We start from the raw sequence: 18,145 nt of genomic DNA, 5'->3' as shown, positions 1-18,145 counted from the left end.
GTTATACTGTCTGTATGAAACAGACCATGCTTTTGAAGTTAGCCCCTGCGCCATCGCAGCATCGCGCCCTCTTGGACGTGATGCACGCTTTTAACGCCGCCTGCAACGCGGTAGCAGAAGAGGCATTTACCCTGAAAAGCGCCAACAAGTTTGCACTTCAGAAGCACGTCTATGCCCGCCTGCGTGCTGAGTTTAGGCTGCCCGCTCAACTGGCGATACGCGCCATCAGCAAGACCAGCGAAGTCTACAAACGCGATAAGGCCATCAAGCCCGCGTTTCGCCCAGAAGGGGCCATCGTCTATGACCAGCGGGTGATGTCCTTCAAGGGGCTGAATCAGGTCTCGCTCTTGACGCGCGCCGGGCGTGTCCTGGTTCCCTTCCTCATTGGCGGGTATCAAGAGGCGCGTCTGCAAGCCATCCAGGGCCAGGCTGATTTGATCTACCGCAACGGCGTGTTTTTTCTGGCCGTAACCCTGGAGGCGCCAACGCCGCCCGCAGAGCAGCCTACCGATACGCTGGGTGTTGATCTGGGCATTGTCAACCTCGCCACCGACAGCGACGGAGACACCTTCAGCGGGCAAGCGGTGGAACACACCAGAGCGCGCCTCTTGAAGTTACGGGCCGCCCTGCAAAAGCGAGGTACGAAATCGGCCAAACGCCATCTCAAACGCCTCCGGCGCAAAGAGCGCCGCTTTCATACGAACACCAACCACGTTCTCAGCAAAAAGCTGGTTGCCAAAGCCAGGGCCAGTCATCGCGGCATAGCGATTGAAGACCTAAGACACATCCGTCAACGGACGGACAGCACGGTTAGAAGGTCGCAGCGTCATCGCCATGCCTCCTGGTCCTTTGCCCAACTCCGTGCCTTCCTCTCCTATAAGGCCGCGCTTGCTGGCGTCTGCCTCCATCTGGTAGACCCGCGCAATACGTCTCGCACCTGCTCAGTCTGTGGACACTGCGAGAAAGCCAATCGCAAGAGCCAGGCTGAGTTCGTCTGTCAGTCGTGTGGGTACGCTGCGCCTGCCGACTACAACGCTGCCATCAATATTTCCAGGGCTGCTGTCAAACAGCCTATCGTAGTCGCTGCTGCTTAGCGAACTGCAAGCTCCCGCTTTCAAGCGGGGGTATTTGACTGTCCCCTCTTCAGTAAAGATATGAAGAAGCACGCTTTACGGCACAGCGGTCCAGATCACTGCATCTACGCCGCTCACGTTATCAACCTGGCTGGGCGAACTCCCATCTGAATCGCTGATGGTAATGCCCCTTGCGCCTGCCAGGGCCACACGCGCACCGTCTGGCGCCCAACTCAAGGCGGTCGCCGCGTCTGAGCCAGCGAGCGGTTCGCTGCTCCCGCTGGCAAGCGCATTCCAGACATGGCTGTCCGCCACATAGAGCACATATCGGCCATCTGGCGACCAGGCGGGCAAGGGGTTCAGGGACACATTCCCGGCGATCTGGCGCTGCCCCAGCAGGGGCGTCCAGGTCCAGAGCGTACCCTTCTTCGCGCCAGTTTCGGCCACCACATACAGCGCGTTGGGACCATCAGGCGACCAGCGCACAGCGGCTATATGTCCCGAAGCCAGCCCCATCACCGCCGAGCCATCCGCATGGATAGAGCGCAGCCCCACGTTCACCTGCGCCACCAGCCACGAACCCGTACCGCCAGCCTGCGCGCTATAATCAACCATGCTAAAGGTGGCCCCTGGCGAGGTCAGCCGCGCCAGATGCGGCGTCTGGTTAAGCCGATATGACCACAGGCCCTTGATCAGCTTTCCATCCGACGTGCCGACGCTCCAGGTGATCGTCGGATTGAGCGTATCGCTGGTCCAGAAGAGGCCGCGCACAACATCCTGGGCATTGCCCCCAGGCCAGGCGCGCTGCTCCAGCATCTGCGGCGGATTAGCATCAAAGGCATAGTTCCAAATGCTGGGAGCGTCATTCCCGATCAGCACATAGGCGAGGTCCGAGCCATCCAATGCCCAGGCTGGCAATGATGGCAGCACACCAGGGGCAGCAGGGCCGCTCACAGGGCGCGCCGCTGAACCATCAGCATTGGCAACCCACAGCGCCGCGCCCGCGCCATCGCGGTCAGCCACGAAAGCGAGCTGCCGCGCATCTGGCGCCCAGGCCAGTCCGGCCAGAATCGCCCGGCCCTCGGCGCTTTGCCAGAAGGTTGCCTGGTCAGCGCCCTGCGGGGCCACGCGCCCAACCGTCAGGTCGGCGCGATCATCCGTCTGGATAATATGGAGCGTCCCCGTCTTCAGATCAATATACGCCAGGTGATGCGCCCCATTCGAGCCAGCCGCCGGAGCCACCGTCCAACCGGGAGCCACCGTCACTGATCTATCAGTCAGCGGCGAGCGAATCTGTGGGCCGTGTTCAGGCGCGCTCCAGAGCCGCCCATTATGCAGATAGACGGCCCGATTGCCAGCAGCCAACGGGCCAGTCACCGGGCCAGCCGGGTCAAAAGTGGGGATAGCAGCAACGGGAGGCTGGGTTTGCAGCAGGTTTTTCGCCACCAGCGCCGAGCCAAGGACAAGCACCAGCACCGCCGCCGCCGCCACCAGACGCAGCGCCATCCCTTGCCAATCTATCCGCCGAATATTCCGCTCAGTCCGGGCAACCGGGCGATGATGCCCATTGCCTCCCTCGCGGGCCACTGGCCCACTGGGACGCAGCACCTTCAGATGCGAATAGGCGCCATTGGCGCTAATCTTATCTCCAGCCGGTGCATGGCTTTCACCGGAGGATCGGCCCTCGGAGAACGTGTCGCCTGGATTGTTTTGCAGGCGAACCGCTCGCGCGATTTCCCGAAATTCGGGGGAGGAAAAGATGCGTTCATGCAAGGCTGCCGAGGGTTCGACCCTGGGTAGCTCAAATACTAGCCGGTCAAGATCAAGATCAGCGCGACAGGATGCGCAGTGGTCCAGGTGCGCCTGTACCTCTGCTCGGGTGGAGGGCATCAACTCGTCGCGCAGATACACGCCGAGCAATTCTCCAGCCCGATCACAGTTCATCTCAAAGCTCCTCCCTGCTCCAGCGCCCGGAAGTGTTCTCGAAACGACTGCCGCGCGCGAGAGAGGTACATCTTTACGCCGCTCTCTGCAATACTCAAGGTCTGGGCAATCTCACCATAGGAAAAGCCCTCCTGCGTATACAGTAAGAGCGCGGCCCGATACTGGGCGGGCATGCGTTTGAGCGCGCCGCGCACCAGTTCAGTAGTCCCAATGGTTTCTTGCGGGTCGGCGCTTTCCACATCGGCGGGTTCGTGATCCAGGTCTTGCCAGGGCAGCCAGGCAATCAGCTTCCGCCGACGAAGCGCATCATAGGCCGTATTAGTGGCGATGCGGTACAGCCAGGCAGACAACTTCAGGCTCGCATCCATCTTGGGTAACGCCTTGAACGCCTTCAAGAAGGTGTCTTGGGTCAGATCATCCGCCTGTTCCCGATTCCCGACCAGATGATAGATATAATTGTAGATTGGCGTTTTAAATTCTTCGTAGATACGCTCGAAGGACCATGTGGTCTCCGATTCCACCCTGGCCATACGACTGCGCCCCTTCAGAAGATAGCTAGATAAGAGCAATACGCTCCGCCCAGCCTATCAGCAGGCACACAGACGTGCTGTGTCGGTCCTCCTGATAGTGTGACGGACAACAGAGAAGTGGGTAACAAGACGCGCTAAAAAAATGGCGCTGATAAAAACAACTCAACGGGTGAAATGGTAGCATATGTCTGAGCAGTAACAAAGAAAAACGCCGGTTTGTAGGACTAAAGTCCCGCAAGTATCTTGAGAATTGTTTTTCTCTTGCCTTTTTAGTCCCACCAAACACGAGGGGTTGGTAGGCGAGACGTGTTACTTGTAGCGCCGCCATCCTGGCGGCTCAACGCTGCGCCAGGGCGAGCGTTCGCCCTCCGGGCCACGGCGCCAGCAGGCCAACGCTGGCCGCCGTCCCGGCGGCGCTACAGGTGGCTAGCCGCCTGGAAGGTGGCGCTACAAGTCCCCCCCGATAGGTGGTGGAACCCTGCCTGAGCGTCCGGCTTGTGAGGAAGCGCCACTTATCCTATAATGGAGGGGGAAATAACCCAAGCAATGGACGCTCCACTCGCCAGGAATACGAGATCAGGCGGCAAAAAATGAAAGCCCAAGCTTTCCAAACGCTCTGGTGGGAAACCGAGCCAGCCACGCAGCGCGGCGTCCTGCGCATGATCGATCAGTCGCGCCTGCCCGATGAGGTCAGCATCCTCGCCTGCCGCAGCGCAGAAGAGGTTGCTGAAGCCATCATTACACTCAAAGTGCGCGGCGCGCCAGCTATTGGCGTAGCAGCGGCCTATGGCCTGGCGCTGGGGCTGCTCAGCGCGTCATCGGCTGCGCTGGAAAGCGCCGGAGCCGCGCTGGCACGGTTCGATGAGATAGCCGCCCTCTTGCGGCGCACCCGCCCGACGGCGGTCAATCTGCCCTGGGCGCTGGAGCGCATGCGCGGCGCGGCGCAGACCGCGCTGGCGGAAGGCTGCGCACCTCCAGGGCTGCCAGCGCGTCTACTGGCGGAAGCCGAGGCTATCGCCAGGGAAGACGCCGACGCCTGCCAGCGTATGGGCGACTATGGGGCCGCGCTGATTCACGATGGCGATACGCTGCTGACGCATTGCAACGCGGGCGCGCTCGCCACCGCCGGGCGCGGGACCGCGCTGGCGCCTATCTTTGTCGCGCGCGCCCAGGGCAAGCGCGTCCATGTCTTTGTTGACGAGACGCGCCCCGTCTTACAGGGGGCGCGCCTTACCACCTGGGAATTGCAGCAGGAAGGCATCCCGCTCACGCTGATTACCGACAACATGGCCGCGCACTTCATGCGCAAAGCGGGTATCAACGCCGTGTTTGTGGGCGCAGACCGCATCGCCGCCAACGGCGATGTCGCTAATAAAATTGGTACCTATGGCCTGGCGATCCTGGCGCGGGAACATACCATTCCTTTCTATGTTGTCGCGCCGCGCTCGACCATTGATCTCTCGCTCTCTTCTGGCGAGCAGATCACGATTGAAGAGCGCCCGCCCGACGAAGTAACCCATCTGCGCGGCGTGCGCATCGCGCCGCAGGGCGTCAACGCAGCTAATCCGGCCTTTGATGTCACGCCGCATCGCTATATCACCGCCATCATCACCGATTGTGGCATTGCCCGACCACCGTTCGACCAGGCGCTGGCACGGATCAGCAGCGATCAACGCGCCGCGCTCAAATCCTGATCCAGCAAGACACACGAGGTACGCGAGGCAGAGATGGAACCCGAACTTCAGGACGCAATCACCCAATACGTGCAAGAGATGCTCGGCCCTGAAGGGCTGCTCTACGCCAGCACCATCGTCGCCAACTGTAAGATGCTGGCCGTTGACCAGGAAGACGTTGACCACGATGGGCTGGTCATGGCGGCGTATCTTCACGACATTTCCACGGGCGTCTATGGCAAAGAAGAGCATCACCGGCGCTCCGCCGAAATGGCTGCGGCGTTTCTGAGGGAATGGGGGGTGCCAGAGGAGCGCGTGGCCTGCGTGCAGGCTGCCATCATGGTACACAGCTTCGCCGCCCCCGCCGAAGAACGCGACCTCGTACCCATCGAGGGCCAAATCCTCTACGATGCCGATAAAATCAGCCGCCTGGGTGGGCTGGCCGTCGTCACTTCGCTGATTGAACTGGGCGCGAAATATCCTGATCGCACCTTTACCAACGAGGCACTCTCTGCTATCCTGCACCATATCGAGGAACGCTACGTTGAACTCTTCCAGTCGCTCTATACCGACACCGCCAAAGAACTCTGCCGCGAAAAGTTTGGGCGCACGCTGGCCTTTCTGGATGGCGTTCTGGAGCAATTGACAGGTAGCTCTGAGGTCTAAAAGCTACCTGTAGCGCCGCCTTCCAGGCGGCTGGTCGCTGGCCGCCTGGAAGGCGGCGCTACAAGTGGATGCTACAAGTGGATAAGGAGCATATTTTCATAATGGCGATTCTCGTTGTTGGCTCGATTGGCATTGATCTGGTCGAAACGCCCTTTGGCCGGGCCGAAGATATACTGGGCGGCGCAGCCGCCCACTTCTGCGCCGCCGCCTCGTTTTACGATACCGTCAACATGATCGGCGTCGTCGGCACCGATTTCCCCCAGGCGTACCTGGACTACTTCCGCAGCCGGGGCGCAGACATCGCGGGCATCCAGATCGTGGAAGGGAGTACCTTCCGCTGGGGCGGGCGCTATCACCTGGATATGAACACCCGCGACACACTCTATACCGAACTGGGCGTCTTTGCCGATTTCCACCCGATCATCCCCGCCAGCTATCGCAGCGCGCCCATCCTCTTTCTCGCCAATATCCATCCCTCGCTGCAAAACGAAGTGCTGGATCAAACTACCAGCGCGCGCCTGCGCGTGCTGGACAGCATGAACTTCTGGATCAGCAGCACGCCCAAAGAACTCAAAGAGGTGATCGGCAAAGTTGACGTGCTGCTGATGTCCGAAGAGGAAGCGCGCCAGTACGCCGACGTACCCGGCCTGGTGACAGCCGCGCATAAAATCCTGGCCGATGGCCCGCGTATGATCGTCATCAAGCAAGGCTCCTATGGCGCGCTGCTCTTCAGCAAAGATGGCAGCTTCTTTGCCGCGCCAGCTTACCCCCTGGAAGAGGTGCGCGACCCGACTGGCGCGGGCGATGCCTTTGCGGGCGGCTTCATCGGCTATCTCGCTCGCGCCTCCCAGAAGAATGGCGATCTGACGACTACCGACTTTAAGCGCGCCTTAGTTCATGGCAACATCATGGGGTCGTTCCACTGCGAAGACTTCGGCATGAGCCGCCTGAAGACGCTTTCGCCCGGAGAGATCAACACGCGCTACCACGAATTTCTGAACTTCACCCACTTTGACCCCGATTGGGTCAACGGGGCCAGATAATCTGATGACGACATTCACCCACGCCCGCTACACGGTGCGCCAGACCACCGACAAAGACCAGATCGCGGCGTTCCTGAACCGTGATCGCTTCTACGCCGGATACGCCCTCTGCGATCTGGAAGAGGGGTATTTTAGCGCCTGTCAATGGTTTCTGATCAGCGATGCCCAGGGCGAGGCGCGTGGGCTGACCATGGAGTTCGGGCGACTGGATCCGGTGGTCCTCTTTCTGATGGGCGAGCCTGGGGCCGTGTGCGCTCCGCTGGAGCAAGAGCTAACCCCCGCTTTTATCCAGATCACCGCCCAATCAGCGCATCTTCCCACGCTGGAGAAACGCTACCGCCTGCGCCACATCCGCGACATGCTGCGCATGACCGTGAGCAAGGCCGCCTTTCGGCCTGCCAGAGAGCAGGAGCGCGCCGCGCCCTTGACCGCGCGCGATCTGCCTGAACTGAATCGCATCTATCGCATGGCCTCGGCCAGCGCCTTTGCCGCCTATCAACTGGAGAGTGGCATCTTCTACGGCATCAAAGTGGATGGGCGGCTCGTCTCCACCGCTGGCACACACGTCATCTCGCCCTCGCAGCGCATTGCCGCTGTAGGCAATGTCTTCACCCATCCGCATTTTCGTGGGCGCGGCTTCGCGCAGGCCGTCACTGCCGCCGTAACAGCAGAGGCGCTGCGCGGCTTCGGGCCGGACGAACCAGGCCAATCGGAGGCGCTGGCGATCTTGAACGTGCGCGCCGATAACACGCCCGCCATTCGTGCCTATAAGAACATCGGCTACGGCGACGCCTGCCGCTTTGTCGAAGCGCATGGCAGCCGCCGCTGGGTCTCGCGTCTGTGGAACAGAGGGTAAGGCGCAGCAGCCCTATCGCTTCCGTCTCAGGTCAGCCGCCGCCTCGCACTTGACCTTGTTGCGCGAAGACGCAGGGCAGCGCAAGTACAGCCTGGCCTATTTGGCCCGTCCGTGCAATTTACAACGTCGAGGGTTCATACTGAACTCGGAGACCTGGAAATTCCTCCTCCTCCTCCTCCAATGATGAAGGAGGCGATGCTTTTGGGAATCATCGCCTCCATCGCTTGTCTCCTACCAATGCGCTCTATTTCAGGGACCGTAATGCTGAACGTTGTAAATTCTTTTTGCGGGCTCAATGGCCCGATACTGACTAGTATGCCGAGTCACTTACACTACAACATCCAGACGAGCGTCCTCCAGGCAGTTTCTGTGTGACAGGTGCTCGTGTCCCTCGGGTTCGCGCACGCTACAGTCGGTACCGTTCCATACACGTAAAACAACTGGAACGGCTTATACTTAGCGTTCGTTAGGTCAGCAACTAGCCATCCATCTACATCCGCATTCGACGCGACCACAGCGGGCAATGCTGGGTGTGCTGCCGCATCTGGCTGCGCTGGCGCAGCCAGTATGACTTCACCCTGGTCGGGCGGGATTGGCGTGCCAGCAGGACCCTGGAGCCCTAGCATGAAGTAGTGGCTTGTTCCAGCATCCAGGATTTTCGTGTCAAGATCTGCATTGTTATGTGCATGGATGTGAAACAGCCACTTGGTTGCGTCGCGTTGGATGTCCACGATCTGAAATGTCACATTGTCTGGCGAGATCAGTGAATCGCTGATATTTCCAGCTTCAGGGCCGTAATGATGTATAGGGGTTGGTTGGGATCCGGAGATACCTAGTGGTTGTGCTGTGATCGGGAGCAATGTCCGCGAGAAGAAAATCCCCACGAGGATCGCGATGATCAGCAGCACTGGAGTCCCGATTGCAACCAACAAGAATGGTAGGGTTCGTATCCGCATGGCGTGTGCAGTCTCCCTTCATGTGGCGCTTCGGCCACGCTCAACATTGCTGATGCCTGGGATGTCCAGACAGCATGTCTAGTGCAGAATGCCAAAGGATTGAGCCTCTCGTCACACTCCCCCAGCGCGTCTCGCGCGGTCTCGCGGCCTCGAACATGATGCAAATGGCTCAATGTGAGGAGTCACCCTTCTAGGGGTCACCGCATAAGCCGAGCCATGATGGCCGTCAATCATGGCTCAGGAGTCCTGTACACAAAACCAATCAAATGATTGATTGTTACTCGGATTTAAGGCCCACATACAGGCGTACAGCGGCGTCGTGAAAATTTGGCCCCAACCAATTAACTGGATAGCTAGATGCCAGTTGCAATTGCCTTGATATGTCACGTTGCCCGTTCGTCCAGACTCCGCAAGGCGATTGCTTCCAGGTGTAGTACCTTGACTGAGCCAGACATCCGCGTTTACCGTGATCGATGCACCGCATGGTTGAACCCATGCTACACCTTGTGGCGGAGTTCCGAGACAGCTTGTGCTTCCGTCGATCTCAAACCAGGCCCCCCAGTGGTTGCTCTGCCGGTAGTAACCATTGCACGAAGAGGCGTGAGCCACGGGGGTATGTCCACCGACACCAAAACTCACACTGGATGCCATCAGCGCAACCAGGCAAGTTACAAGGACGGCTATCAATCCGCGTCTGCTGCGCCAAGAAAGAATATGCCTGGCAGCTATCTTCGCAGACGCATCAGGAGTTCGCCGTGTTCCCATCCTGGGTCTCCTTTCACTATGCAAAAAGTCCGTCGCATTAAGCGATCACAAGTGTAGCTCAAGCAGGTATGCTGCCGGGAGATCGCGTCGGCAGTCTTGGCTACAAGCTCCGATCCGCCTCTTTCCTTCGCTGCATAGAGTTTAACCTGAGCATTGAGCGCGGCGCGTCAAGATAGCGTTGTAATTGCGTCAGATCTGTGTTGTGTTGGTGTGAATTGACCGCGTGGTATCAAGAGAGCGGATCGGTAATGGTGGGCGGGAAAATGCCATAGCCATGCCCAGGACGGCAGCGCAGCAGGTCAGAGGATACAGCACAGCTATCCAGTTTGCGGCGCAGGCCCAGCATGGTCTGCCGGACGGATTGCAGAGAAACCTCTGCCATACCGAGACGTTCACCAAGCAAAGCCGCCAGGTCGCCAGTCTTGTGCCATTCATAGGGCGCGCTCAGCAAGAGCAGGAGCAGGGCATTCTCGCGTGGGGTAAGCAGGATTTCCTTGCCCTGGCTCACCATCCTGGCAAGGGCTGGCTCATGCCAGCAAGCGGGGCCAAGGAGCAATGGGGCTACAGAGCGCCTATCAGGCAGGAATCCAGAAGCACCCTGGGCTGCCGGGGTGTCGAGAGCAGACATTTCTTTGCCATCCTCCGTGAAATTGCGCTCGATAGAAACACTCATTATCCAGTGCAGGGTTTGAGAAACCGGGGAAAGACCGCACGCTTCAAGGGCCACCCCTCCTTCCATTTTGGAAGCGTCAGGAAGGAAGGAAGAGCTTGTCCGTTTACATAACCTATTATAAATGGGTTGCTGCCAGAGTCAACAGTTTTGCCGATTCATTGTTCCTATTGTGGCTACAGCGGCGCCTGCCACTTTGTCGAAGCGCATGGCAGCCGCCGCTGGGTCTCGCGCCTGTGGAACAGAGGGTGAGACGAGGCTGTCTCTCTGCTCATCCGGCTAATCCAGAGGCACAAGATCATCCCTCTGAGCAACCATCGCCTGGGCAAGCTGCGCTGTGACCTCTTTTCCGGCTGAAGTGGCGATCAGCATACTCTCGTTCGTACCGACTGGCACGATGATCGTGGTAAACTCTCCAGATCGGCGCGTGTGTCCGGTAAATGAGCCGATCTGAACGGGGACACCATCGCTATCAACATTGTGAAGCTGAACTCCTGCTCGCATCAGCACATAGATATGCGTTGCAAAGTGCCAGGTTGTCAGCGTAAAGCTGAAAGGCTGGCTAAACCATGTTAAAAGACCGTTGGGGCAGACAGGCTCAGGAAATACGAGCGAACCCGATACCTTATTCCCATCGCTACAGGGCTGCCCACTGACGATAGAAGTAGCATTCGCATCCCAAGTATGCTGCTGGGAATTAACATAGAGAAAGGCGAGGTCTTGATAGAACCCCTCAGCATCGAGCCGAACCCGCCCAATGCCGAACGTCTTCCCCAGCAAGAGCCAGGTAGTTGCCGAATCTGGTAACGAGCCTGGTGTAGACCAATGCTCCAGAATAGTTCCCATCTTGAAGGCTGTATCAAGAGGCACAGAAGCATCGATCCCTTTCGCCGGAGGGTTCCATCCCAGCAGCCACTCAGGAACCACTGAAGGAGCATAATCACCAGATCGGCACCCTGCAAGGCACAGCAGCAACAGCACCGATGCTACCAGAGGTGAGCGAACCAATCTCATGAGATTCTCCCAACTACAAGCAAGTATGAGCATGACAGCGTGTTCCCAGACGCCTCATGATGTGTACTCGCGGCGCGGCAGAGCGAAACATTTTTGCTGGCAATCGCCTCATATCGGGCATACTCTCTTCGCCGTCATTCGTTACCACAAAGAGAGAACACACTCTCTCTTCTTGTCTTGCAGGCAGGGCCAGTATCATAATACACTAAACGAGATGTAGACCATTATTGTTCATTAACAGATAGTGTTCTCTCAGAACAGGAGTATTGCGTGAGCATCCCAACCAGCCGCTCCGGCGATGTCAAGGATCGCAGTCTGGCCCCGCGCGGCAAACAGCGCATCGAATGGGCCGCCAAAGAGATGCCTGTGCTGCGGCTCATCCGCGAACAATTCGCCAAAACACAGCCCCTCAAGGGCATCAAGATTTCCGGCTGCCTGCATATCACCACCGAAACCGCCAACCTGGCAATCACCCTCAAAGCGGGCGGCGCTGATGTCGTGCTGTGCGCCAGCAATCCGCTCTCCACACAGGATGATGTCGCCGCCTCATTGAACGTTGATGAGGGCATCCCCACTTTCGCCATCAAGGGCGAGGACGAGCGAACCTACTACGAGCATATCAACCTGGCGATCAAACACGGCCCGCAGATTACGATGGATGATGGCTGTGATCTGGTTTCCACGTTGCACAAAGAGTATCCCGACTCGTTCCTTAAGAACGTCATCTGCGGCACCGAAGAAACGACCACCGGCGTTATCCGCCTGCGCAGCATGGAGCGCGATAACGTGCTGCGTTTCCCGGTGCTGGCGGTCAACGAGTCCGATACCAAGCATCTCTTCGATAACCGCTATGGCACCGGCCAGAGCAGCGTAGACGCCATTATCCGCGCCACCAACATCTTGCTGGCGGGCAAAACGTTTGTCGTCGCTGGCTATGGCTGGTGTGGCAAGGGCGTCGCTTCCCGCGCGCGTGGCATGGGCGCGAACGTCGTGGTCACCGAAGTGGACCCCATCCGCGCTATCGAGGCGGTGATGGATGGCTTCCGCGTGATGCCGCTCGTCAAGGCCGCCGAGATTGGCGATCTGTTCGTCACCGTGACCGGCGACCTCAACGTCATGGACCAGCAGCATATCGAGCGCCTGAAGGATGGCGCAATTCTTGCGAACTCCGGCCACTTCAATGACGAGATCAACATCCCGGCGATTGAAGCGATCACTATCGAGCAGCGCGTGGTGCGCGATTTCGTCAAAGAATACACGCTGAACGATGGCCGACACATCTATCTGCTGGCCGATGGCCGCCTGGTGAACCTGAGCGCCGCCGAGGGCCACCCCGCCAGCGTCATGGATATGAGCTTTGCCAACCAGGCGCTCGGCGCAGAATATATGCTCAAGAACGCCACAACGCTCCAGCCGCGTGTCTACACCATCCCACACGACATTGACAAAGAAATCGCCCGGCTCAAGCTCATCAGCATGGGCATCGAGATTGACACCCTGACACCAGAACAAGAAAAGTACCTGTCATCCTGGGAATCCGGCACCTGAGCCGCCAATTGCCATACGTGTGAATTCCGAAGGGAGGAGTGGGTTTTTCTAAACCCCCAGCAGACATGACCAGTTTTATGACCAGTCCCAAAACGTTCTTCACCAGCGAAAGCGTCACCGAGGGACACCCCGACAAGCTGTGCGATCAGATCAGCGATGCAGTGCTGGATAATCTGATCGCCCAGGACGAGAGCGCCCGCGTGGCCTGCGAGACGGCCACCACCACTGGCCTGATCCTCGTCTGCGGCGAAATCACCACCACCGCCTGGGCCGATATTCCGGCTATTGTTCGCCAGACGATTGAACACATCGGCTATACCGACGCCCGCTATGGCTTCGACTATCGCACCTGCGGCGTCACCACCTCCATTGGCAAGCAATCGCCCGACATTGATATGGGCGTCTCGCGTTCCAAGGAAGCGAAAGAGCGCCAGTCAAGTGGCCCGCTCACCGATGATGAACTGGAAGAAATTGGCGCGGGCGACCAGGGCATGATGATCGGCTTTGCCTGCAACGAAACCACCGAACTGATGCCTATGCCCATCAGCCTGGCCCACAAACTGACCCGCCAGCTTGCCAGCGTGCGCCGCCTTTCTGTGGATGGCACTGGCCCGATGCCCTATCTGCGCCCCGATGGCAAAAGCCAGGTCACGGTGCAGTACGAGTTTGGCAAGCCGGTGCGCGTTGATACAGTTGTCATTTCCACCCAGCATGCCCCGGATGCCTCTCTGCAACAGATCACAGCCGACGTGAAAGAGCATATCATCAAGAAGGTCATCCCGCCCGAACTGCTGGATGAGAAGACTACCTATCATGTCAACCCGACGGGCCGCTTTGTCGTCGGCGGGCCGATGGGAGACGCCGGGCTGACCGGGCGCAAGATCATCGTAGACACCTACGGCGGCATGGCGCGTCATGGCGGCGGCGCGTTCAGCGGCAAAGACCCCACCAAGGTTGACCGCTCGGCGGCCTATGCGGTGCGCCACGTCGCCAAGAATATTGTCGCCGCTGGCCTGGCTGATCGCTGCGAGATTCAGGTAGCCTATGCTATCGGTGTCGCCCGCCCGCTCGCCATCTTCGTAGAGACGTTCGGCACCGGGAAGGTTGATGATAATACGCTGGCCCGGCTCATCCGCGAGCATTTCGATCTGCGCCCGGCGGGCATCATCCAGGCGCTCAAACTGCGACGGCCCATCTATCAGGCGACCGCTGCCTACGGCCACTTTGGCCGCACCGACATTGACGCCCCCTGGGAGCGGCTGGATAAGGTCGAAGACCTCAAGCGCGCCATCGGCGCTCCATCGAGCGTGACCGTCGCGGGCCAGTAGCAGCCATACAGCACGGATCCTCAGCCCATTCAGTTTCGTCGTGCACCACGCGACGAAACTGTTTTTACGCGTCTTCCGAGAGAGCGGCCTTGAAATGATGCTCTACCATAAGAGAGTGTGAGTGGGAAGCTTGACAACCCCTGATGTGGATGCTAGAGTCTTGAGAGCGCAAAAAGCACGCGATGATAGGAATAGCACATAACCCCTCAGAGAGACTAGCGAACAATGTACCATTTCTCCAACACGATAATTTCTCCAACACGATAAAGGAGGGCGCGCAGGCTTTCCGCCTGCGCCAGACAAACCATAATGCAATCAGATCAGCCATTTCAATCCGGCCCCCCAGGCGGGGGGAACAGTGACGATGAGTCGCCGACGACGCGAGTGAGACCCCCAACGCCAGGGCAGACGCCCACGCCAGGCGCGCCCTATGGGCAGCAGCCGGATGGATTTCCGCCGCAGCCATCCCAGCCAGGCTTTGGCGCGCCGCCTCAGTTCCCGCCAGCGCAGCCCGCGCCGCCGCCGGGCTATATCCTGCCGCAGCCAGGGGGCATGCCTGGCCCGCAGTTCCCGCCATCACAACCAGGCTTTGGCTCAGGCACGCAGCCGGGCTATGGGCCTCCGTCGCAGCCTCCTGGCCCACAATTTCCACCACCGCAGCCAGGCTATGGGCCGCCTCCAGGCTTTGGCAGCGCGCCACAGGGCGGCTTTCCACCGCCGCAGCCGGGATACCCTGGGACACCGTTTCCACCGCCGCAGCCGGGATACCCTGGCGGGCCAATGATGCCGCCGCCCAAAAAGGGCAGGGGCGGCCTCATTGCGATCATTGCCATTGTCCTGCTCGTTGTGATCGCGGGCGGCATCGTCGCTGCCATCGCACTCACCGGCAAAAAACCAGCCACCAGCACCGGCCCAGGCGCCTCCACGCCTACCCCAAGCATCCCGGCAGGCTTCAAGAAGTTCACCGGCAGCACCTTCAGCATTGCCTATCCCAGTGATTGGAAGCCAGTCGGAGACGCTCAGGGTACGAGCGGCGAGGAATTCACCAGTGACAGCGGCCAGGTCTTCCAGGTAACGATTAGCGCAGGCGCGAGGTCTGGTCAAGAAGACCTGTTCAATACAGGCTTCTGTAGTGTCGTGGGGAATGCGTCTGACGCCACCCCCGCAGCCGTCACCATTGGCGGCCAGCAGTGGCATCAGTTGGACTGTGGCGAGAAAAGCAGCCTGCATGCCGTCGTGGAGTCGTTGGTCTATAAAGGAACCCTCTTCAGCCTGAGCTACCTTTCGCCTATCACGACCTTTGACAGCGATAAAACACAGTTCTATACGCCGATGGAGCAGAGTTTCGCTTTCCTCACCTGACCATCGGCTGGCGGTTACAACCCCGCCTAACCTTATACCTGTAGCGCCGCCTTCCAGGCGGCCAACGATTCGCCAGCGCGAGCGTTCGCCCTCCAAGCCAACGTACCAGCAGGCCAGCGTTGAGCCGCCTGGAAGGGACGCGCGAGCGAGCGCAGCGAGCGAGAGTGCCGAGGCCCAGCCGAGGCAAGCGGCCCTCCCCGAAGGGGAGCGGCGCTACAAATAGGCGCTTGCCTGCTTCCCTTGACAGCAGCCGCTCCGTTGGGACACAATGAGAAGACATTCGATATACCTGCATGATGCCTGCATGGCAGCCTGTGCTGCGGCCTATTCTTCTGATGTAAGGAGTGATGCGTGTCCTCGTTCTGGCAGACCCTTCCACAGCCCATCATTGCCCTGGCCCCTATGGACGGGGTAAGCGACGCGCCTTTTCGGCAGGTTCACGCCGAAATTGGCCGCCCCGACATCGTGTTCACCGAGTTCACCAATGTAGAGGGACTCTGGCGCGGTGATGTGCGGCTGCTGGACGCCTTCCTGTTCGATGACGCGGAGCGTCCGGTAGTCGCGCAAATCTTCGGCGCGACGCCGCAGGACTTTTATCGCTCCGCGATCATGGTCTGCGAACTGGGCTTCGATGGCGTGGACATCAACATGGGCTGCCCCTCCAAATGTGTCACCGGCAAGGGCGGCGGCGCGGCGCTCATCCGCGAGCCGCTGCTGGCGCAAGAGATCGTGCGCGCCGTCAAACGGGGCGTGGAGGATTGGGCCAACGGCCAGACATTGGAAGGCATCGGCCTGGCGTCGGAACGCATCGCGCGCATCCGCCAGATGAACGCGGCCCGGCACGCGCCCACTGCGCGGCGGCTTCTGCCAGTCTCCGTCAAGACACGCCTGGGCTATGACTCGATTGTCATCGAGGATTGGGTCAAGGTGCTGCTGGAGGTGGAGCCGGTAGCGATCTCGCTCCATGGGCGCACGCTGCGCCAGATGTATACCGGATCAGCCAATTGGGACGCCATCGGACGAGCAGCCGCCATCGTGCGCCAGACGCCTACCCTCATCCTGGGCAACGGAGACATCCACACCGTCGAAGACGCCCGCCGCCGCATTCTGGAAACAGGTGTGCATGGCGTCCTCATTGGCCGCGCCAGCATGGGCAACCCCTGGCTGTTCCGCGACCTGCGGGCCATGCGCGCCACCCTGGCGGCCCCCCACCTGGGAGCCAGCGGCACGGGCGCTCTACATGACGGGACGCTCGCTCCAGCCGCGCGCCCTACCAGCCAGGAACGCTTGCGCACCGCCCTCTATCACGCTCGCCTGTTCGCCAGGCTGCTGCCCGGCCACCGCTGGGTTGAACTGCGCAAGCACCTTTCCTGGTACTGCCGCGATTTCTTCGATGCTGTCTCGCTGCGCCGACAGCTTGTCCAGACCAACAGCCTGACCGAAGTGGAAGACCTCATCGGGGACAACCTGAACCACGAAACCAGCCAGGAAGAGCGGGCGCTGCTGCTTACGTCGCGGGGTTCGCGCTGATCGTGACGCTTCCTTTCTATCGAAGTCTATTGTGGTCTACTGAGAAAGCTGAGGTCTGATGGGAGATGGGCCGCAGCGGCCCAGGCCACATCCACTTGATAGCCTGCCGCAAAGGTGTCGCTGAACCGCTGGACGGCATCAGCCCTGGATTCTTCTCCGAGATCATCCCGGAAAAACACTTGCCCAGCGTCCTCGATCAGGTCTGTAATAACCCGTTCCCAGCGATAATACGTGAGCGCGATCCAATCTATCTCCGTCTGCCCGTACCCTTGAAAAAAAGGGGCGGTGTCCTCTCCCGCTGAGCCATCCGCTGGCGGTTCCCCCACAAAGAGGAAATCGCGCTCTTTGGGGGCCAGCATTACATCCTCCCAATCAATCACAAAGACCTGGCCGGTCTGGTCACGGATCATATTGCCTGGATGCAAGTCAGCGTGGCAGATGACGCGCGGCCCTGATCGCCTTTGCAGCACATCTGCCAGCGTTTCCAGAGAAGTCACTGCCGCCTGAATCGTGGGCTGGTGCGCCACCCAACAAGCACGAAGCGCCTGCTCAACTCTGCTGCCCCCTTCAGCACGCGCTTGCTGTGTTGCAAATGATCGTACCCAACGAGCATACTCCGTCGGGTCAAACGCCTCTTTACGCAGAGACGGAACGCCCTCAGCGGGCAGCATGGCCCCGTGAATCTGCTTGAGGGTCGTTCCCGCCGCCCTCCACTGCCCATCGGTCATGCCTGGGTTCCAGCCTGTTTCCCCCTCGATAAAGGGGTATACAATCACCGTCCATTCCCCTGCCTGGGTCCACAAGGCGTTTCTCTGCGTGGGAAGGGGAGCTACCACCGACGCGATTCCTTGATCTCGGAGAGAGCGAGGAACCAGACAACTGGGTTCGTAGAACGATCCAGCCCTGGCTTTGAGTAAATAGGGAGTCCCTTGCTCGCTCACCACGCGATACACCCCCGACCTGCTGTCCAGCCCCAGGGGCAAAAACTCAAGCGTGGCGGCTGAAAGATGATACTGTTCCTGCAAGCAGGCGCGCAGGTCTTTCTCTTGAATGCTCGGTTTTTCCCGCATAGGGTTTTATTATAGCTGAAGAAGCGTGTTTTTGATACACCTTCGTGGCGTATGGTTTCACCAACTATCGGGGGTTGCCACTTGTAGCGCCGCCTGGAAGGCGGCCAGCGTTGAGCC

The 18,145-nt window shown here is 59.6% G+C and carries 15 protein-coding genes; 10 read left to right on the top strand and 5 right to left on the bottom strand.

What is annotated here, in order from left to right; genetic code table 11:
- Window positions 1-32 precede the first annotated feature (32 nt).
- On the top strand, window positions 33-1,094 hold the full coding sequence (locus tag VH599_20065) for an RNA-guided endonuclease TnpB family protein (GenBank protein ID HEY7350616.1): 1,062 nt from the start codon (window positions 33-35) through the stop codon (window positions 1,092-1,094).
- 75 nt (window positions 1,095-1,169) lie between these two features.
- Here the strand turns inward: VH599_20065 and VH599_20060 are convergent, their stop codons facing one another.
- Entirely contained in the window at window positions 1,170-3,017 is a 1,848-nt protein-coding gene (locus tag VH599_20060) for a zf-HC2 domain-containing protein (GenBank protein HEY7350615.1), read from the bottom strand.
- A complete protein-coding gene (locus tag VH599_20055) occupies window positions 3,014-3,547 on the bottom strand; it encodes an RNA polymerase sigma factor (protein HEY7350614.1) in 534 nt (177 codons plus the stop codon). Before VH599_20055 ends, VH599_20060 begins: the two co-directional genes overlap by 4 nt.
- Before the next feature lie 306 nt (window positions 3,548-3,853).
- Between VH599_20055 and VH599_20050 the strand changes: the two genes are divergently transcribed.
- The 5 genes from VH599_20050 (at window position 3,854) to VH599_20030 (ending at window position 7,785) form a co-directional block, all read left to right on the top strand.
- Window positions 3,854-4,033 carry a hypothetical protein gene (locus VH599_20050; GenBank protein ID HEY7350613.1) on the top strand — a complete coding sequence of 60 codons (180 nt, stop codon included), beginning with the start codon at window positions 3,854-3,856 and terminating at the stop codon, window positions 4,031-4,033.
- A gap of 104 nt (window positions 4,034-4,137) precedes the next feature.
- Window positions 4,138-5,241 carry an S-methyl-5-thioribose-1-phosphate isomerase gene (mtnA, locus tag VH599_20045; protein HEY7350612.1) on the top strand — a complete coding sequence of 368 codons (1,104 nt, stop codon included), beginning with the start codon at window positions 4,138-4,140 and terminating at the stop codon, window positions 5,239-5,241.
- 33 nt (window positions 5,242-5,274) lie between these two features.
- Window positions 5,275-5,886 carry an HD domain-containing protein gene (locus VH599_20040; protein HEY7350611.1) on the top strand — a complete coding sequence of 204 codons (612 nt, stop codon included), beginning with the start codon at window positions 5,275-5,277 and terminating at the stop codon, window positions 5,884-5,886.
- A 101-nt stretch (window positions 5,887-5,987) separates the two neighbouring features.
- Window positions 5,988-6,929 (top strand): PfkB family carbohydrate kinase, encoded by a 942-nt coding sequence (locus tag VH599_20035; GenBank protein ID HEY7350610.1) that lies wholly within the window; start codon window positions 5,988-5,990, stop codon window positions 6,927-6,929.
- A gap of 4 nt (window positions 6,930-6,933) precedes the next feature.
- Entirely contained in the window at window positions 6,934-7,785 is an 852-nt protein-coding gene (locus VH599_20030; GenBank protein HEY7350609.1) for a GNAT family N-acetyltransferase, read from the top strand.
- Window positions 7,786-9,735: 1,950 nt separating this feature from the next.
- On the opposite strand, the gene VH599_20025 is transcribed toward VH599_20030, so the two are convergent.
- Window positions 9,736-10,233: a winged helix-turn-helix domain-containing protein gene (locus tag VH599_20025; protein ID HEY7350608.1), complete on the bottom strand. Its 498-nt coding sequence runs from the start codon at window positions 10,231-10,233 to the stop codon at window positions 9,736-9,738.
- Between the two features lie 222 nt (window positions 10,234-10,455).
- Window positions 10,456-11,046: a hypothetical protein gene (locus tag VH599_20020; GenBank protein HEY7350607.1), complete on the bottom strand. Its 591-nt coding sequence runs from the start codon at window positions 11,044-11,046 to the stop codon at window positions 10,456-10,458.
- Between the two features lie 414 nt (window positions 11,047-11,460).
- On the opposite strand from VH599_20020, the gene VH599_20015 reads away from it, so the two are divergent.
- The 4 genes from VH599_20015 to VH599_20000 all read left to right on the top strand — a co-directional run bounded on the left by VH599_20015 (window position 11,461) and on the right by VH599_20000 (window position 16,958).
- On the top strand, window positions 11,461-12,738 hold the full coding sequence (locus tag VH599_20015) for an adenosylhomocysteinase (GenBank protein ID HEY7350606.1): 1,278 nt from the start codon (window positions 11,461-11,463) through the stop codon (window positions 12,736-12,738).
- Between the two features lie 65 nt (window positions 12,739-12,803).
- Complete coding sequence (gene metK, locus VH599_20010) at window positions 12,804-14,066, top strand: methionine adenosyltransferase (protein ID HEY7350605.1); 1,263 nt, start codon at window positions 12,804-12,806, stop codon at window positions 14,064-14,066.
- 309 nt (window positions 14,067-14,375) lie between these two features.
- A complete protein-coding gene (locus VH599_20005; GenBank protein ID HEY7350604.1) occupies window positions 14,376-15,428 on the top strand; it encodes a hypothetical protein in 1,053 nt (350 codons plus the stop codon).
- 351 nt (window positions 15,429-15,779) lie between these two features.
- Window positions 15,780-16,958, top strand: a complete 1,179-nt coding sequence (locus VH599_20000; GenBank protein HEY7350603.1) for a tRNA-dihydrouridine synthase — start codon at window positions 15,780-15,782, stop codon at window positions 16,956-16,958.
- 26 nt (window positions 16,959-16,984) lie between these two features.
- Here the strand turns inward: VH599_20000 and VH599_19995 are convergent, their stop codons facing one another.
- Window positions 16,985-18,028, bottom strand: coding sequence for an aminoglycoside phosphotransferase family protein (locus VH599_19995; GenBank protein ID HEY7350602.1), 1,044 nt, complete (start codon window positions 18,026-18,028; stop codon window positions 16,985-16,987).
- Window positions 18,029-18,145 lie beyond the last annotated feature (117 nt).

Source organism: Ktedonobacterales bacterium (assembly GCA_036557285.1).
Taxonomy (GTDB): domain Bacteria; phylum Chloroflexota; class Ktedonobacteria; order Ktedonobacterales; family DATBGS01; genus DATBHW01.
The sequence above is the reverse complement of the archived record's forward strand: the minus strand, read 5'-3'. Positions and strand labels throughout refer to the sequence as shown.

Bases quoted from the DNA above. Each gene is read 5' to 3' on its own strand.
- VH599_20060 (HEY7350615.1), bottom strand. From the start codon at position 3,017: ATGAACTGTGATCGGGCTGGAGAATTGCTCGGCGTGTATCTGCGCGAC.
- VH599_20055 (HEY7350614.1), bottom strand. From the start codon at position 3,547: ATGGCCAGGGTGGAATCGGAGACCACATGGTCCTTCGAGCGTATCTAC.
- mtnA (HEY7350612.1), top strand. From the start codon at position 4,138: ATGAAAGCCCAAGCTTTCCAAACGCTCTGGTGGGAAACCGAGCCAGCC.
- VH599_20040 (HEY7350611.1), top strand. From the start codon at position 5,275: ATGGAACCCGAACTTCAGGACGCAATCACCCAATACGTGCAAGAGATG.
- VH599_20035 (HEY7350610.1), top strand. From the start codon at position 5,988: ATGGCGATTCTCGTTGTTGGCTCGATTGGCATTGATCTGGTCGAAACG.
- VH599_20030 (HEY7350609.1), top strand. From the start codon at position 6,934: ATGACGACATTCACCCACGCCCGCTACACGGTGCGCCAGACCACCGAC.
- metK (HEY7350605.1), top strand. From the start codon at position 12,804: ATGACCAGTTTTATGACCAGTCCCAAAACGTTCTTCACCAGCGAAAGC.
- VH599_20005 (HEY7350604.1), top strand. From the start codon at position 14,376: ATGCAATCAGATCAGCCATTTCAATCCGGCCCCCCAGGCGGGGGGAAC.
- VH599_19995 (HEY7350602.1), bottom strand. From the start codon at position 18,028: ATGCGGGAAAAACCGAGCATTCAAGAGAAAGACCTGCGCGCCTGCTTG.